This window comes from Streptomyces kunmingensis (assembly GCF_039533535.1).
GTDB classification, from domain to species: domain Bacteria; phylum Actinomycetota; class Actinomycetes; order Streptomycetales; family Streptomycetaceae; genus Streptomyces; species Streptomyces kunmingensis.
In genome coordinates this window covers 52983-69230 of the sequence record NZ_BAAATS010000067.1, presented here as the reverse complement: position 1 = coordinate 69230, position 16248 = coordinate 52983, and the positions used below count along the sequence as shown (strand labels likewise).

General features: G+C 70.0%; 10 protein-coding genes and 1 pseudogene. 5 read left to right on the top strand and 6 right to left on the bottom strand.

The genetic code is table 11. The features are described from left to right. The first annotated feature begins 1165 nt into the window (after positions 1-1165). Positions 1166-2215, top strand: coding sequence for a PLL family lectin (locus tag ABD366_RS42285; protein ID WP_324770244.1), 1050 nt, complete (start codon positions 1166-1168; stop codon positions 2213-2215). Between the two features lie 320 nt (positions 2216-2535). Continuing rightward, positions 2536-2826, top strand: a complete 291-nt coding sequence (locus tag ABD366_RS42280) for a hypothetical protein (protein ID WP_324770246.1) — start codon at positions 2536-2538, stop codon at positions 2824-2826. A 106-nt stretch (positions 2827-2932) separates the two neighbouring features. On the opposite strand, the gene ABD366_RS42275 is transcribed toward ABD366_RS42280, so the two are convergent. The 3 genes from ABD366_RS42275 to ABD366_RS42265 all read right to left on the bottom strand — a co-directional run bounded on the left by ABD366_RS42275 (position 2933) and on the right by ABD366_RS42265 (position 9199). Further along, entirely contained in the window at positions 2933-7378 is a 4446-nt protein-coding gene (locus ABD366_RS42275; protein WP_324770247.1) for an nSTAND1 domain-containing NTPase, read from the bottom strand. A 90-nt stretch (positions 7379-7468) separates the two neighbouring features. Then, positions 7469-7873 (bottom strand): CU044_2847 family protein, encoded by a 405-nt coding sequence (locus ABD366_RS42270; RefSeq protein ID WP_324770249.1) that lies wholly within the window; start codon positions 7871-7873, stop codon positions 7469-7471. Between the two features lie 948 nt (positions 7874-8821). Next, complete coding sequence (locus tag ABD366_RS42265; protein ID WP_324770251.1) at positions 8822-9199, bottom strand: MerR family transcriptional regulator; 378 nt, start codon at positions 9197-9199, stop codon at positions 8822-8824. Positions 9200-9364: 165 nt separating this feature from the next. On the opposite strand from ABD366_RS42265, the gene ABD366_RS42260 reads away from it, so the two are divergent. Together ABD366_RS42260 and ABD366_RS42255 are read left to right on the top strand one after the other, a co-directional pair. Beyond that, complete coding sequence (locus tag ABD366_RS42260) at positions 9365-9715, top strand: putative quinol monooxygenase (protein WP_324770252.1); 351 nt, start codon at positions 9365-9367, stop codon at positions 9713-9715. 136 nt (positions 9716-9851) lie between these two features. Next, positions 9852-10238, top strand: a pseudogene (locus ABD366_RS42255) (transposase); the annotation flags it as partial. On the opposite strand, the gene ABD366_RS42250 reads toward ABD366_RS42255, so the two are convergent. The 3 genes from ABD366_RS42250 to ppk2 all read right to left on the bottom strand — a co-directional run bounded on the left by ABD366_RS42250 (position 10184) and on the right by ppk2 (position 15111). Continuing rightward, positions 10184-12868, bottom strand: a complete 2685-nt coding sequence (locus ABD366_RS42250) for a SpoIIE family protein phosphatase (RefSeq protein ID WP_324770253.1) — start codon at positions 12866-12868, stop codon at positions 10184-10186. The pseudogene ABD366_RS42255 and the gene ABD366_RS42250 sit on opposite strands and share 55 nt — an antisense overlap. Positions 12869-13609: 741 nt before the next feature. Beyond that, positions 13610-13996: a hypothetical protein gene (locus ABD366_RS42245; protein WP_324770254.1), complete on the bottom strand. Its 387-nt coding sequence runs from the start codon at positions 13994-13996 to the stop codon at positions 13610-13612. A gap of 332 nt (positions 13997-14328) precedes the next feature. Further along, complete coding sequence (gene ppk2 / locus ABD366_RS42240) at positions 14329-15111, bottom strand: polyphosphate kinase 2 (RefSeq protein ID WP_324770255.1); 783 nt, start codon at positions 15109-15111, stop codon at positions 14329-14331. Between the two features lie 199 nt (positions 15112-15310). Between ppk2 and ABD366_RS42235 the strand changes: the two genes are divergently transcribed. Beyond that, complete coding sequence (locus ABD366_RS42235; RefSeq protein WP_324770256.1) at positions 15311-16243, top strand: universal stress protein; 933 nt, start codon at positions 15311-15313, stop codon at positions 16241-16243. Positions 16244-16248 lie beyond the last annotated feature (5 nt).

Below are 16248 nucleotides of genomic sequence, written 5' to 3'. Positions count from 1 at the left end.
GGCCCTTGGGGGCTGCGGCTCAATACACCTGGCCCGTCGACGACGGCCCCTACGCCAGGGCCGTCGCTCTGGTGCACACCGTGAACCCCTGGGCGGCTGCCGCTGGGTGGAGCGCACGAACCTGGCCGTGGCCGCCGCGTGCGGCCGGAAGCGGTCCTTCGCGGGCGGGACGACCATGGTCGGCGTCGGCCTGGGTGGAGTCACCACATGGCAGAACTGTGATGAGTCACGGCGAAATGGCGGACCAGCTGAAGATCAAGCCAACAGGGTGGGCCAGGCCGACGTCGACGTCCGGCAGACATCTCGGGGGAGGGGGGTATGGCAGGTCCTGACGAGCTGTCAGTTGCCATGCGAGTCCCCCCGCTTCGCGCGAACGACCGGGGTGCAAAAACAGGCTCTCACCGTACGACGAGGTCGATTCCTGGTCCTGCCCAGTCAGGGGCAGGCGAGCTCGGGCGGCGCCGGGACAGGCGGCGAGGGCGGCCACCGCGCCGACGGCGAACGGCTGATGGACAGTCACGCGTCCTGTCGCCCACACTGCCCGGCGCGGGGGCGGCCGCGGTCCTGAGGCTCCGCGCAGAAGCACCAAAGCCTTACGCCGGGGCAGGACTTTCGCGCGCTGTCACATCCACCGAAGTCCTTGCGCCGGGGCAGGGCTTCCGCACGCTGTCACACACGAGGCCGCAGGTATAGTGCATCGCTCGCGCCGGCGCGCGCTGTTGAACACGTTGTACAACCCGAGCCCCTGCGGGCAGGTTTGGGGCGGAAGTGGTGCTTCGTTCGGGCGTATGCCTTCCCTATCCCTTCCGTCACCCTCCGTACCTCATTAACTTCTCTTTGTGACCGGCAGCGTTGGGGAATCGTTCGCACCGCCGACCGGTCGGAGCGATGATCCGAGAGCCGCCTCCCGGAGAGGCCTGGCGATCACCGCGCCCGCGGCAACCCGACACCCCTCCTTCACCGCCTACCTCACCGGTGCGGATCCGCGCAGGCGTCCTGTAGTTCGCCGAAGAGTGCCGCCGCCCCTTGCGGTGCACGGCATCCGCGTGTCCATCCCACCCTCCCCGGGCCCCCTGCCGCCCACCCTGCTCCCGGGTGCGGTTGCGCGGGCCGGAGTCCGGGCCCTGTCCGGTACGGCACCTCCCTCTGCAAGGAGACATCGATCATGGGACTTCTGTACTCCGGTGGGCACCGCGTGGCCCAGGCCGCCGACGGCCGGCTGGCCATTTTCGCCCGCGGCATGGACAACGCCCTGCACAACCTCACCCAGGCCTCTCCCGGTGTCTGGGCGGGACCCGGCAGCTGGGTCAATCTGGGCGGCATCATCACCACCAACCCGGTCGTCTTCCCCGCCGGCGACAAGGGCCGCCTGGAAGTCTTCGCCCGCGGCGCCGACAACTCCCTGTGGGTCGACTACCAGACCAAGGCCAACGGGGGTACGGGCGACTGGATCTGGAAGACCCTCAACGGACGGATCACCAGTGAGCCCGCGGTTTTCCGCAACGCCGACGACCGCATGGAGGTCGCCGTCGCCGACACCAACCGGCAGGTCGCGGTCACCTACCAGCAGGGCGCACCGTCGGGCACCTGGACCAGCGAACAGGGCCGCTGGCCCACCCCGGGCGGCGGCACCATCGGCGACCCGTCCCTGATCCAGGCCGAGGACGGCCGCCTGGTGATCTTCACCCGCGGCGGTGACAACCATCTCTACGAAAATGCCCAGAGCAGCCCGGGCGGCGGCTACGGGGGCTGGGTGGATCGCGGCGGCATCCTCCACAGCGACCCCACACCCATCCTGGGCGGTGACGGCACCATCCACGTCTTCACCATCGGGGCCGACGGCGCCCTGTGGCACCTGCCCCAGCTCAGCCCCAACGGAAGCTGGGGCAGCTGGCAGCAGGTCTCCAGTGCGAGCGATCCACTCAGCCACCGCCCGGCCGCCGTCCTCAACTCCAACAATCAGATCGAGGTCTTCGCCCGCTCCCACGCCACCCACACCAACCACTACAAGGTGGTCAACGGTGTCTGGGCCCCCTTCCGCCACGACACCGGCAGCCTCGACATCTCCGGCCCGACCGCCGCCCGCAACGCCGACGGCCGCCTGGAAGTCTTCTACCGCGGTGCCGACAACACCGTCTGGCACACCGCGGAGTTCAGCCCCGGCGGACCCTGGATGCAGCACGCCAGCCTCGGCGGAAGCATCGCGGACCTGTAGCGGTCAGCGGTACAGCTGAGCCATTGTCCGTCCCGGTGGCGGAGGGGTGTCTCCGAGTCGGACTTTGTTCGTCTTTGAAGTAGCGTGCGCGGAATCCCGAGGCAGGTGACTGACGGTGACCGCAGTCAGCGCTCGCGAACGCTCACGCGGACGCCGCAGTCCCCGTCGACGTCCTGGCCGAACTCATGGACCACGGCAGCCTCGAATCCACCCCTTCCTACTGCCGCGTCGCGGAAGTATGACTGCGCGAGGCGGTCGAGCGCGTCACCCAGCTGCAGTTCGACCGCCACGGCACCCGCATCTGGGGAGCCGTCCCCACCGTGTTGGACGCCGAACGCACCCGCCGCGCCATCGGCGGGGGCGTCGTCCCCTTCGGCACCAGCTCAGAGCCCACCAACGTGGCTGTCAGCGGCTCAGCCTGCACGCTCCGGTTGCGCTGCGTGAGCTGCGACCACTTCTCCACCGACGTCTCCTACCTCCCCGACCTGCGCACCTACCTCGACGACCTCCTGCGGCAGCGGGAGAAGCTGAGGTCGATGGCCGAGGCAGACGACTGGCCCGCGCTGAGGCCATGCCCTCGGACGCGGAGATCACCCGCATCCGACGTCTGATCCGGCGCGTCACCGAGGACATCGACCCGCTGCCGTACCCGCACCGCCATGACGCCGCCCCTGACCGGCCAGGACACCCCCGCGGCACCGACAAGACCTTCGCGGATCATGTGGTGCAGATCTTGTCCGGCAGCTGGCCGGGCAGGCCGCGGCGTTCGTCGTCGGTGAGGCCACGGCCGATCACCTTGCACAGGTGCCGCTTCCACAGGAGGGGGTCCAGCCGGGTCAGGGAGAGGGGAGATTTCCCCAGCGCATCGAGGGAAGACTCCGGGGCGGGAGAGCCGAACAGTGCCTTGCCGTCCCTGGTGGCAGAGACGACGCGCTGGCTCTCGGCGAACTCGTAGGTCTCCCGGTACGACGGATCGTCTGCTTTCAGGAAGGTCACAGAACTGTCAGCGGCCAGAAAGTAGTGTGCGCCATTGGGGTTTCCCGTTGCCCACTCGCCAGGTCGCAGTGGCTTGGGGAAGGCTGCCACTCGACGTGGTCGTTGTCCCGGTTCGACGGACCACAGTTCCAGGATGCGTCCCGAGGTCAGGACGGCCATATAGCGCGTGTCCTTGAGGAAATACGCGGTGAGGAAGTTGTCGGCGAATCGGATGCCGAGGTCTTTCCTCTCCCGGCCTGTGCGCAGGTCGACGGCGTGCAGGTCCGGTTCGTCGCCCACACTGACCGCCAGGAGACCCGGGTCACGGTGGGGAGTCACGTAGTACTCCGGCCGTTTTCGGGAAGTAAGTCGAAGGTCGTTCAGATCGATCGAGGAGAGGCGACGTCCCTTGCGGGTGTCCCACTGTTCGACGAGGGAACCAACGGTCGTCACGAGCCGATCACCGGGCAGGAAGACGAGGTCGACGGGTTCCAGTTCGCCTACGTCGCCGGGCGGGGTGAAGAGGTCGTGGGGGTCCCGGTCGACGACGGGTGGTTCGGCGGCTGTCTTGAACTCCGATACGCGGCTCAGGGACGGCAGTCGGCGGACCGTCACCCGATTCTTGTCGGACACGTCCGCCATCAGCGTCTCGGCCCTGTTGATCGCGATGACCTGTTCCTTGGCCGGCGGTGTCTTGGCCTTGACGGTCACTTCGGCCAGGTCGCGGTTGTCGCCCTCGGTCTCCATGACGCGCAGGGAGTCGCCCTTCTCTCCGAGGCGGACCACCATCGTTCGTCCGTCCCCGAGCAGTCTCGGCACGCCGTAGGCGGTGTCTCCATCGGCACTGACCAGGGTTTGCCCGGAGATCGAACTGTCCCCCTTGGAGGCCAGGACAGGCTCTCTCTCGGAGCCGAGCAGGAATTGTGAAGGAGTGACTTCGGTGGAAACGCGTGAAGGAGCTATGACATTGCGTGGCGGATCGTCGCCGTCAGTCCTGACAATTTCCCAGGTGTCTCCGTAGTCGGTCAGGGCGAACCGGTCGCCCTTGGCGTCGAAGATCATGGGCTGGCACGAGGTCCTGTCGGGTCGGTAACTGCGCAGAACCCGCCGGTCCGCCACTCGTATCGTCTGGTACAGGGCGTTGGCCGAGGAGTCCCCGTCCTTCTGGTGGCAGGTGATGGCCACGGTCCCGTCCCCCGACACACCGCTGTTTCGGCCATCCTTGACGAGGCGCCGTCTCGTACCGGTCCTGATGTCGACCGCGTCCATCATCTCGGTTTGGGACGCGGTGGTCCCCATGGCCACCAGCGTGGTGTCGTCCGGGCCGAACCAGATGGACCTGATCCCGGGAATGATCTTCGGCAGGTCGTGCCGGCGCCCCGTCTTCAGATCCCAGACACGCACCGGGAACGTCGTGGAATCGGCCGCTGCTTCGACGAGGTATCGGGAAGTGCGCGAGAAGTCGATCAGCTTACGCAGGTTGCCCCAGTCATCCGGATCGGCCTTCACCGGCGGACCTTCGAGCACATGTGCAGGCCCCACCGGATACTTCGCCGTGGGCGTGACATCGTGCCAGACAACAGCTCGGTCCTCGTCGCGCACATAGGCGATGCGCCGCCCGTCCAGGCTGACCGTGGGCTGCTGGACGTTGGGACGGAGGCGTAGGTTGACCTGACGCACCTTGCCCTGCTTCATACGCAGGAACAGGGTCGCGCGCCGGGTGTCGGAGGTCGCCAGAGTCGCCGCGCCGTCCGCGCTCAAGGCGACGCTGTCGATCTTTCCCTCGACGCCCGACAGGATCCACGCCTTGTCCTTGACCGAGGTGTACCGGCGCAGCAACGCGTTGCGGGCTTCCTGCGTCGGGGAGGTGTCGTAGCCCGCAATCGCGGCCAGAGCGGCCTGGGCGGGATTGGTGTCAGCCAGTTCGTCCGCCTGCACGGCCAGCGACCTGGACCTGCCTTCCGCTTCCCGCTCCTCGCTCACCCGGGACTCCTGGACGGAGAACGCGATCAACGTGGCGATGAGGGCGAGAGAGAGGCTTCCGCCCGCCCAGGCCCACCGGATGCGCCGCTGCCTGGCACGGTGCTGTTGTTGTATCGCGTCGCGTTGCTGGGCTGCGAGGTCGAGGAGTTCGGTCTCCGCCGCCGCCAGTTCGTCGGTCCGCCCGGCCAGACGGCTCTCGAGGGAGACGAGTTGTGCCCCCCGCGGCAGAAGCTCGTCAGCACGCCCGGCTCTTTCCCAGCGTTCCCGGTCATGCTGCAACTCCGCGCGCGCGGCGAGGAAGTCCCGGTCCTCGCGCACCACTTCGGACAGAGTCGGCCAGGCCGTGATGAGAGCTTCATGGGCGAGCTCCACGCTCTCCGGCGCACCGGCCCCGCCGTGGAGCACCAAGAGGCGCTCGTCCTTCCCGGCGAACAGCACGGCCAGGCGCCAGCGCTGCTCGCCGGCCTCCGCCCGGGTCAGCACCCGCCGCAGTGCGGGGGCGCCGCTGCCCGGCACCACTCGTACCAGTCCGGCGAGGAGCCGACGCGCGTGTGTGACGGCCTCCATGGGGTCAGGGATGTCCGGGGCGTCTGCGGGGTCCGAAAAGCCGGTACCGGTCACGGACGGGACGTACTTCCGCCATGCCTCCTCCGCGTGCCTGCGCAGTGCGCCGGATACGCCGCCGGCCCTCTCGTACGCCTCGACCCTCAGACGGCCGCCCGACTGCTCCTCCCACAGGTGCCGCAGGACGAAGGAGAGGAGGGGAAGGGAGCCGGGCTCACTGCCGGCATCCTCGAGGATGCGCCGGACGAGCCCCGGTTCGTAGGAGACACCAGGGACGCGGTCCACGGGACAGGCGATGACGGCGTGCAGCTGCTCCCGGGTCATCGGGGTCAGCGGTAGGACGGCTCCCCGTTTCAGCACCGGGCCGAGATGCTCGTGGCTGAGGGCAGCGTCGATGAAGTCGGCGCGCAAGGTGAGCAGCACCCGCATCCCGGCGGTGCGCCGGGACGGGAAAAGCACCGACAAGAGGGCCGTGAGGTCCCCCTCGGGCAGGTCGAGCAGAGCCTCGGCCTGGTCCAGTACGACGAGGAGGTCGGTGGTGGCACTGCCGGTGAGCCGGTGGACGGTGTCCGCGAGGCCTGCCCCGGTCAGCCAGGTGACGACCCGCTCGACGCCGATGGCGCGAGGGGGCCCGAACCGTTCCTGGCGTGCCAGTTCGAGGAGTTCGACCGCCAGGGCGCCCACCGGACGGGAGGTGCGGCCGCAGTGGACGACCACCACCTCGTGGCCGGCACGGCGCAGCACGGGCGCCACCCCCGCGAGGGCGAGAGAGGACTTGCCGCACCCCGAGGGCCCGCACAACGTCACCGCTGCACGCTCCCCGCGCACTGCCCTGACCACGGTCTCTGTGTCCTCCTCACGACCGAAGAAGACGTCGGCGTCCTCCTCGCGGAAGGGCTCCAGGCCACGGAAGGGCGCCGGGACCAGTAATGCCTCGGCGAGAGCAGGGATCTCGTCGGCGAGCGCCCCGAGGTGCAGCATGTACGCCTGCTGGTCGTCCCGGGCGGGCTCCGCGGCCACGATCATGCCGACGACGGCGCCGAGGGCGTTGTCCCAGACCGGGCTGCCGCTGAAACCGCCGGTGACACGGACCGTCTGCCCGTCGGCCCGGGACAGCTGTACCCAGCCCTTCCCCGCAGGGCCGAGGAGACTGCCCCGCTGCCACACGGGCCGGTCGGAGCGACCGGTGAACCCGACGATGCGGGACCCGTGTTCCCACAGCCGCCGGGACAGGCTGGTCGGCAGCGGCCGCGCCCCCGGTGCCGGTGCGAGCAGCCGAAGCACGGCCACATCGCCGCTCCGGTCCTCCCGGATCGGCACCCAATGCGCCACCTCTGCTTCTACGTCATGCCACGGGGCGCCCGGCCCCGCGAGGAGAGGCATGTCGACAGTGACACGGGCGCGGGGGAGTACCTCGGTGTCACGGGGCTGTCCGAGCGCATCGCACACCACATGGGCGCAGGTGAGGACGAGACCGTCGCCCACGAGGAATCCGGTACCGGCGGAGTCGCCGTGCTCGTCCCGCAGGCGGACTGTCCCGGCGGCGAGAACGGTGTCGGCGTCCTCTTGTCCACCGTGGCCGGCGGGCTCGGCGTGCCCGTCTCCGGCCGCAGCACGGCCGGGAGTGCCCTGGTCGTACACGGGACCTCCTCGATGGGGTGAGGTGAGACGGGATGGGGGAGTGGGGGCGCCGGCAGTGCTGCGGCGGAGCCCCGGCCTGGCTCGTGGGAGTCAGCCCCCGGAGGCGAGTCCGCCCGCCGGGCCCCGGTCGGCGGACTCCGGGCCGGGCGCGGTTTCCGGCACCGAGTCCGGTCCGGTGGCGCGGCTCTGCCAGGTGAGGCTGACGGAGAAGTTGGCTTCCGCGGAAGACCCCGCCACAAGGACCTTCGCGTCGGCGGAGAGCGACATGCCGAATTCGAGGGTCGCCTCGTCCGGTGGCCGGAGCATGCCACGGCAGCGTCCGACAAAGGCGTCCGCGACCGGCCGTACGACGTCCAGCATCTGTTCCAGGGACTGCTCGGCCCGGGCGACGGTACGGCTGCCGCGTCCGACGCGCACGAGGTCCTCCCCGGCGTCGTTCACCTGCACTCGTACGACCTCGTCGCCGCCTCCCAGCGGCACTTCGACTGTGTACACGGCTTGACCTTCCGACTGCGGCATGACGTCTCCGGTTCGCGAACTGCACCTCGGTGTAGGCAAGTTGAACGGCTTGGAAGGTGCGCGGAGAGGCTACCCGGCGGTGTGCCGGGAGTCACGGGGCCGGTGGGGCGGTGTGTCGACGTTGTGGCACGGCGGGTGGCGGGGCAGCGGTGACGGAGCCCGCGAAAGAACGTCCTTTGTCGCTCTCGCTGGTCGGACGCGCGGACCGAACATCGACGTCGCCCGCACCTGGTTCGAGGTCCTGCCCGAGCAGGGAGTGGAGGCATGGTGGCCAAGCGTGCAACGGGTTTGTACCGGCCGGACCGGTCGTGGTGTGTTGACTGCACCTCTGGCCGCCTTGCGCTCACCCAGGGCAGGTCTGTTGCTCAGGGCGCGACCGCAGGCTGACCCGTCTGCCTAGCGCGTGGTCCACCGCGCACTCACCGCCGCGCAGGCCGAAACCATCTGGACATGGAGCCGGCGCCTGGCCGTGTGCTTCGGACCGCAGGACCTCGAAGAACGATGCCAGGCGATCAACACCTTCCTCGCAGACGACTCCAGCGCGGCAGGCAGTGGTGACCATGATGCGTCTGCGGTGGGACGCAGCCCCCTGCCCGTGGTGGTCAGCAGTTGGGGATGGTTGCGGGATAGCCGTACTGCCAGATCCCCACTCCCCGTGCTCCGTGTTCGCCGAGGACGAGCTCGGGGGTGCCGGGTCAGGTGAGGTTGTGGCAGGACGTCAGTTCGTAGGCCAGGGCGAGGACGGTCCGGGTGTCGGCTGCCTCGAGAGTCAGGCACACGAGACCGGGTGTTCCAGGTGGCATCGCGGGTGTTCATGCCGGAGGTGACGTGCCATCACAGGTCCTGGTGCGCGCCTACGGGGACCATCCCCGATCGGGGACAAACCAAGGTCGCCGGGCGAGGGCGCGCGGGTGGTGGTGGAGCTCAGGTCCCCGAACCCCCGTCGGCCGGCCACACCGTGCCGGGCTCGCAGGTGGCCGCGAGGACGGCATCCAGCTGGGCTCGCGTGGCGGCGAGCTCCCGCATGTGATGGTCGATGCGCGCCCGCTCCGAGCGGAGCCGGGCGACCATCTCCGGGGTGACCACCCCGGTGTGTGCGCACGGCAGGAACTCCGCGATCGTCTGGCTGCTGAGCCCCGCGGCGTAGAGGGCCTGGATCCACCGCACCCGCTGCACCGCATCCGGGGTGTAGAGGCGCTGCCCGCCGGCGCTGCGGCTCGACGTGATGAGTCGCTGCTGCTCGTAGTAGCGCAGCGCACGCGTGCTCACCCCCGCGGCAGCTGCCACCTCGCCTATGCGCATCCTGTCCCTCCTTCCATCCAGGCCCATGCCGGGTCCCGAGCCTTCGCGGGGACGATCCTGCGGCTCGTCGACCACGGACTTGCCTTTGACGTCAACGTCAACTTTTACACTCCGGACAGCCGGCCATCAACACCGGCAGAACCCACCATGACGAAGCAGGAACCCATGAGCACTGAAAACACCGTGACCGACGGCCTCATTTCCGCCGACATCCTCGCCTCGGCCACGCCCGTCGCGGTCTACGGATTCGCCCGGGCCAGGGCGGGCGAGGAGACGCGCCTGCTGGGCGAGATCCAGGCGATCATCAGCCCCACGCGCGAGGAGGCCGGATGCGAGCAGTACGTGGTGCACACCGCACGCGACGAGCCGGGTGCCTTCGCCTTCTACGAGCGCTGGTCCTCCGGCGCTCACCTGCTGGCGCACGTATCGCAGCCGTTCATGCAGAAGTACTTCGCAGCCATCGCGGACCTGGTCGACGGAGAGCTGGAGGCCCACTGGCTGAACCCCGTCTCCTGACCACGCCATACGGCCCGGGCCCCGCCCCACGCCGGGCCCGGAGTCGGGGGCCCCGTCCTTGGAGACGGGGGGCAGGCAAGAACGCTGCCACCAGCCGCACATGAGGGTGTCAGGTCCGTCGACGTGCGGCGGGGGCCGCAAGCGCGAGGACACCGTGCACATCGTCGACGGCACACTCGTTCCCACCCGGTACCGCGGCATCGCCGCCTCGAGCAAGAACTGCCGCTAATCGACGAACCTGCAGGTCGTCATCGACGCCAACAGCCGCCTGGTCGTGACCGTCGGCAATCCGCTGCCCGGCAGCCGCAACGACTGCCGGGCCTTCGCCGAGTCCGGCGTTGATGTGGCCCGCCGGGGAGTTCCCGTGATCGCCGATGGCGGCTACCAGGGCACCGGCCTGCTCATTCCGCACCGCAAACGATCGGGCCAGAAGCGATTGAGTCCAGGCCGTTCACCCCGTCGCCCGGGTCAGACGGAAGGCGAGGGGCGGACGGCGAGAACGGCGATGTCGTCGGCGCTGTCGGCTCCCAGGCGGATCAGGAGCTCGTCGCAGAACGTGTCGAGGGGTTCGCGGGCCAGATCGGCGCTGAGACGGCGCAGGCGTTCCATGGCGTCGTCGAGAGGTTCATCTCGACGCTCGATGAGGCCGTCGGTGTAGAGCAGCAGGGTCGAGTGGGGCGGTAGCGCAGTACATGCCGTGGGGCGCGTCATCTTTGGGTCGACGCCGAGGAGGATGCCCGCGCCGTCTTCGAGGTAGTGGGTCTCGCCCTCCCAGGTGGTGAGCAGCGGCGGCAGATGACCGGCGGAGGAGTGCGTCAGTTCCCAGGGCCCCTGCGGGGGCCCCTTGACGAGGCCGTAGACGCAGGTGGCGGTGGCCTCGCGGTAGAGACTGTGGTTCGCCAGGTCCAGGCGACGCAGCACCACCGCGGGCGGCTCCTGGCGGTCGACGGCGATGCCGCGGAGCATGTTGCGCAGCTGGCTCATGGCGATGGCCGCGTCGAGGTCGTGACCCGCGACGTCACCGATGACCATGGCGGTGTCCCCGTTGGGCAGGGCGAAGCTGTCGTACCAGTCCCCGCCGACCTGGGCGGTGGTGGAGGAGGCGGCGTAGCGGGCGGCCATCTGCAGCCCATCGACTTCTGGCAGTACCGGCAGCAGGGAGTGCTGGAGCCGCCCGGCGATGGAGCGGGTCTCCTGGTGCAGCCGGGCGTTGTCCACCCCCAGCGCCAGGCTGTGGACCAGGTCGTCGACCGAGGCCAGGTCGTCCGGGGAGAACGGCCGGGCGCCGGGTGCGCGGGTCAGGGTCAGCGCCCCGAAGATCTTCCGGCGGGCCCGCAGCGGGGCGACGACGGCGCTGCCCGCCCCGAGGCTCCGGAGCAGTTCGAGGTAGTTCGTGTCGAGCGCGCTCTCGGTCCCGGCCGGTGGCGGTACGTCGGTGAGCAGCAGTGGGCCCGCGCCGCGCAGTACCCGGGCCAGCGGGCCGTGCGACTCCTCGGCGACCGCGGGGATCCTGCCCTCATAGGCCGAGAGGCGAAGCCCCCGCGGCTCCCGGTGGGCGACACAGACGCGGTCCACGTGCAGATCCTCGGTGAGCAGATCCACCACGCACCCGTCTGCCAGTCGCTGCGTCAGCAGCCGGCCGATACCCTGCAACCCCGCGTTCATATCCGGGGTGTTGTTGAGCTGCGCCCCCAGGTCGGCCAGGAGGGACAACCTGTCCAGCGCCGACATGTCGCGCTCGGTGCCGGCTGGCCTTCCCCAGCCCTCCGGGCCTGCTGGTGGCGGGCTCTCGTCGATCTCCAGGTCCCTCAGGCCCGGCGTCTGCTCGTTTTCGCCGACAGCCGCCGCTTTGGGCACGTCGAGGGGTGTGGGCGTCCGCGGGGTGAGCTGGGCGACGAAGACGGTGCGGCCGTCGGCCGTCTCCTGCGTCTGGATGTACAGCCGCACCGGAACCACCCCGCCGTCTCGGTGCAGCGCGGGCAGCGGCACGGAGCGGCCCACGATGCGGGCTCGACCGGTGAGCAGTAGTGAGGTGAACGCCGCCGTGTGCCGTTCGCGCAGGTGCTCGGGGATCAGCGTGGTCAGTTTGCGTCCGACGAGATCGTCCGGTGCCCAGCCCAGCAGATCCGCCGCAGGATCGTTCGCCGCGATGATCCAGTTGCCCTCGTCGGCCGCGATGGTCGGGATCCTGCTGACCTGCACCTGGCCGACCTCCCAGGGTACGAGTTCGGAGGAGCTGACGTCGGGTTCGCGGGGCATCACCGTCCATGCGGTGGGGCGGCTTCCGGTGAGCTGGCCGACGATCTGGTCGAACAGCCAGTCGCGGAAGGCACGGCTGCGCGGCAGCGCCGGCAGGGTGAGCAGCAGTTCCTCCCGTGCGGCCTCCTCGGCCAGGTCGAGCACGCGCCGCAGGGTCCGTACCGCCGGTGCGGCGTCGGCAGGCATCGGCAGGACCAAGGAGCGCAGACCCGACTCGGGGAGCGGCTCCCTCAGCGCGGCTGCCACACAGGCACTGATCACATTGTTGATGTCGTGGGCGGTGGTGAGGTCCTCGGGCGCCACGGGTAGGTCGCCTCTGACGGACGCGGCGATCGTCACCTCGCGCAGCATCGCGTGCCGGTGCTGCGCACACGCGCAGTACAGCGCACCCGGCACATCGACGAGCGTCACCGTCTGGTCGCAGGGCCACGGCGGTACGGCGCCGTCCCGTGCGGGGGACGACCACAGTGACGATGACGACGGTTGCGGTTGCGGTTGCGGCTGCGGACTGTCGGGCCACAGCTCGAACCACACCGTCTTGCCCTCGTGGACGGAGCCGACCCCGTATCGCGAGGCCAGTTGTTCCACCAGTGCCAGCCCTTGCCCCGTGGCGGCGCACGGTGGAAAGCGCTGCGGTACGGGTTCACGGCTTGGCCGATGATCACCGACCTGTACGCGGACCCGGCCGTCAGGGCGTGACACCACTACTTCGCCCTCGGTGCGCGCGTGCAGCACCACATTGGTGACCAGCTCGCTCACCAGAAGCTGAGCCGTGTCCACGAGGTCAGCGGCGACGCCGTCCAGTGCGGTGCGTACGAAATGCCGGGCCGCTGACACGCTGCCCGGCCGCGCGGGAAATCGCCGTGACACTGCGGCCGGATCGGAGAAGCCCATGGGCTCAGTCTGCGCCCCGCACGTTCCGCCTCGCAGCCCACCGGCGGTGTCGGCGCCGCTCACGGTGCCGCTTTGTCCGCCGGTCGGGTGACGGTGCCGCCCCGGGCCGGGCCGTCGTTCGGTCCCGAACGAGAGTGGCGTCGTCACCGGTCGGCGAGCAGAACCCATGCGTTCCCAACGCCGCAGCCGAGCACCGCGGCCCGGATGAGGGCGGGAATTACCTGACCGTCGACAGAAAGCGGGCTCACGCGGACCGCGACGCTCGCCGCGCAGGTCGCTGCGCACCTGCCCGCCGCCGACTGCCCGACGCGGCGCGCGCGTACGAACGCGGGCGACAGCTTCGCCACCGTGGCCCGCGGCCTGGTGGTTGAGGTCGCTTCGTGTACTGCACGGCACCCGGTGGTGACCGCGACGCGCCTGCGATGAGCAGACGCCGCCCCCTGATCGAGTAGCACGCCCTGTTGCACACGGGGTGGCCGTCCACGGCCAGGCGCACGACTGCCCGACGTGCTCGTCTGTGCGAGCGGGATTGTGGCCCGGCAGTCCGGCGAGGGGACCTGCGGGGTAGGTCACGAGGGACAGGCCGTGCACCTCCACGGCCCTGGGCTGAGCCGCGAGTCGGTCGCTCACCGCTCGGTCCTCTCGCACCAGGAGGGGGGTGGGCGTGGCTGTGGCGGGTACGGGGACGTCGGTTTCCGCGACGCGGTGCAAGGAGCGCCCGCGGCCTGTGCGCCTCTGATCTCAGCCCACCCCTCCCCGCCCTGGGGTGCCGCACTGCGCCGGATCGAAGTGCGCCTGGTGCAACCAGACTTCGGTGCGCCCTGTGAAGCCGGGTGCGTGGGTCCACAGGTGGACGTCGTGTCCGTGGCTGCTGGTGGCCGGTAGCACCAGGGCGCCGTCGACGCCGAAGCGGATCTCGAAGCGCTCACCGCATGGTGCGCCCGGCTCGGGCAGGTAGCGCACCCGGCCGTGCACGGACAGGCCCAGGGCGGTCTCCGGCCGCTGCGCGAGGTCCTCGTCCAGGGCCGGGAACTGGCAGGCACTGAACACAAAGCCCTCGACCTGCGGTGCGGCCGGGGCGGTGTCGGGGACGCCGGCGTCACGGCCCTGGTGGACGAGGCGCCCCACCGCGCGTGATGGTGAGCCGGTCCGCTCCGGCCTCCATACACGGGTCTCGAACGGGTCCGCGCCGTACAGCTCGGGCGGCCCCGTGTACCAGCCGCCCCCGCACTACGCCCGGCCCGAAGGTTGGCGGAATGCGGCTGGGACCGACTCGGCACAGGGCTGCGGATGGGAGGGTGCCGCTCGCCCTCGGCGAGACGGGTGTGCAGCGGCTCGCGCCACAGCACACCGAGGGTCTCGTGGAGTCCGCTCAGGTGGTGCAGCCAGCCGGTGAGGGCGGGGCCTGCGAGGGGGGCGGGTTGCGGTCCACGTTAGACGCAGGTGTTGCGGATGGTTCGTCAGGACAATCCGGCCGCGTGATCCGGAACGTAGGTCTGGAGTTCACGTGGTGGGCGCAGGTAGCCCGAGGCGGCCGGCCGTTTTGGAAGATCGAGTCGGGGCGGCGGGATGTCTCGGTAGGGGACTGTCGACAGCAGGTGCGCGATCATGTTGAGGCGAGCAACGCGTTTGTCGTCGCTCTCGACGATGTACCAGGGTGATTCCGGAATGTCGGTGTGGACCAGCATCTCGTCCTTGGCTCGTGAGTACGCTTCCCAGCGGGTGATCGACTCCACGTCGAGAGGCGAGAGCTTCCACCGTCGGGTCGGGTCCTCGAGACGGCGCAGGAAGCGCCTTTCCTGCACGGCGTCGCTCACGGAGAACCAGTACTTGCGCAACAGGACGCCGTCTTCCACCAACAGCCGTTCGAAGATCGGGCACTGGTGAAGGAAACGGCGGTGTTCGGAGGGCGTACAGAAATCCATCACGTGCTCCACGCCGGCCCGGTTGTACCAACTGCGGTCGAGCAGGACTATCTCGCCGGCCGCGGGCAGCCGCTCCACGTATCGCTGGAAGTACCATTGCGTTCGCTCGGACTCGGTCGGCGCGGGCAGTGCGACGATGCGGGCGAAGCGGGGGTTGAGACGTGCGGCGATCCGTTTGATCGTGCCGCCCTTGCCCGCGGCGTCGCGCCCCTCGAAGACCACGACCAGGCGGGCGGCCTCCGTTCGTACCCACGTCTGCAGCTTCACCAGCTCGGTCTGTAGGCGGTACAACTCCCGTTCGTACAAGGCCTTCTTCACCGGGCGCCCCTCTCCTCGGTGACACGTCCCGGCTGACCGGGCATGCCGGAAGTCGCCGCACCAGGGTTCGGGGCGGACGCCTCTGCGGGCAGGGGCCGGATGGGCCCGCGCGGGGGTCGGGAGGCCCCTGCTTGCCGCTGGCAAGGCACGAAACCATGAGGGCGGACGGCGAAGGAGAGCTCACGGAAGGTGCCGCACCATGCTGCGACCCGTGGTTGTCGGAGTCGACGATTCCGCCGAGAGCCTCGCTGCCGCGGAGTGGGCGGCGCAGGAGGCTTGCCTGCGCGACCTGCCCTTGCGACTCGTGCACGCCTGGAACTGGAGCCCGCACCCGGCATCCGATGTGCCCGCGGATGCCGCGGCGGTCGGGGCCGCGCAACGCGTACGGGCCCGCGCGATGCTGGACGAGGCGGAGACGCGTGCGCGCGCCGCCTGCCCGCGGGTGCGGATGACGGCCGATCCGCTGGAGGGCCCCGCCTCGGCCGCGTTGTTGAGGGCCGCGGAGCAGGCCGAGGTGATGGTCCTCGGATCACGAGGGCTGGCGGCGTTCACCGGCGTCGTGGTGGGCTCGGTGGCACAGAGCGTCGCGGCCGCGTCACCCGTGCCCCTCGTGCTTGTCCGGGCCGGCGAACCCCGATGGGCATGCGCCCGCGTCCACTTCGAGGGCGAAGTGACCTCGAAGGGGAAGCCTGAGAGGCCCTGCGCGGATGTCGTGCTGGGCCTCGATCTGGCCGATCCGTGCGACGAGGTGGTCGAGTTCGCCTTGACTGCCGCCCGAGCACGGGGCGTGCGCCTGCGGGTGCTGTCCGCTTGGCGCAGCCCCGCCCTGTACACGCTCGGTCCCGGTGAACTCGCCCTGGCCGAAAAGCCGCGACGTGAGGAGGAGTGGCGCGGTTTCCAGGACGCGGTGCTGCGGTCGTGGCGCGGCAAGTTCCCCGAGGTCGAGGTGGTGGGGACGGTGGTCGAGGGCAGGATCGTGACACCGCTGCTCGGTGCCGCCGAAGACGCCTGTCTTCTGGTGGTCGGACGGCACGCGCACGCGGGCCACCGGCTCGGGCAGCACAACGGTCCCGTCACGCACGCGGTGATGCACCATGCCCGATGCCCCGTCGCCATCGTGCCGTATCCCTGAAGGAG